General features: G+C 49.0%; 1 tRNA gene and 2 rRNA genes. All 3 read right to left on the bottom strand.

Features of this window, described 5'->3' with window-relative positions:
• A 23S ribosomal RNA gene (locus tag AC6EMZ_RS23240) occupies positions 1-481 on the bottom strand; the annotation flags it as partial.
• 217 nt (positions 482-698) lie between these two features.
• A tRNA-Glu gene (locus tag AC6EMZ_RS23235) sits at positions 699-773 on the bottom strand.
• A gap of 86 nt (positions 774-859) precedes the next feature.
• Positions 860-983: ribosomal RNA gene (locus AC6EMZ_RS23230) — 16S ribosomal RNA — on the bottom strand; the annotation flags it as partial.

Here is a 983-nt window from a genome sequence, read left to right as displayed (position 1 = left end):
CTTTTCGCCTTTCCCTCACGGTACTGGTTCACTATCGGTCAGTCAGGAGTATTTAGCCTTGGAGGATGGTCCCCCCATATTCAGACAGGATACCACGTGTCCCGCCCTACTCTTCGAACTCACAATGTATGCATTTTTGTGTACGGGAGTATCACCCTGTACCCTGCGACTTTCCAGACGCTTCCACTAACACATACGCTGATTCAGGTTCTGGGCTGTTCCCCGTTCGCTCGCCGCTACTGGGGGAATCTCGGTTGATTTCTTTTCCTCAGGGTACTTAGATGTTTCAGTTCCCCTGGTTCGCTTCGTTAAGCTATGTATTCACTTAACGATAGTGCAACGAATTGCACTGGGTTTCCCCATTCGGAAATCGTCGGTTATAACGGTTCATATCACCTTACCGACGCTTATCGCAGATTAGCACGTCCTTCATCGCCTCTGACTGCCTAGGCATCCACCGTGTACGCTTAGTCGCTTAACCTCACAACCCGAAGATGTTTCGTAAAACATCCGCGTGTTGCGAAAATTTGAGAGACTCGACCACACCGCTTATCTGTTCTTATTACGGAGAACAGACACAGTGTGTCGTTTCAATTTTCAGCTTGATCCAGATTTTTAAAGAGCAAATATCTCAAACGTAACTCACTGAGTTAGTTTTGAGATATCGTTGGTTGTGCCTTTCACTCACAGCCAGCAAGTGGCGTCCCCTAGGGGATTCGAACCCCTGTTGCCGCCGTGAAAGGGCGGAGTCCTAACCGCTAGACGAAGGGGACACGATGTGTCACGACTTCGTAGCCGTCTTGCTCATTACTTTCATCAGACAATCTGTGTGGACACTACAAAGGCAGGTTCTTTCAGGTAAGGAGGTGATCCAACCGCAGGTTCCCCTACGGTTACCTTGTTACGACTTCACCCCAGTCATGAATCACAAAGTGGTAAGCGCCCTCCCGAAGGTTAAGCTACCTACTTCTTTTGCAACCCAC

The sequence above is a fragment of the Enterobacter sp. SCRI0065 genome (genome assembly GCF_059766475.1).
Note: the sequence above shows the minus strand (reverse complement) of the source record. Positions and strands in the feature narration are given on the sequence as shown.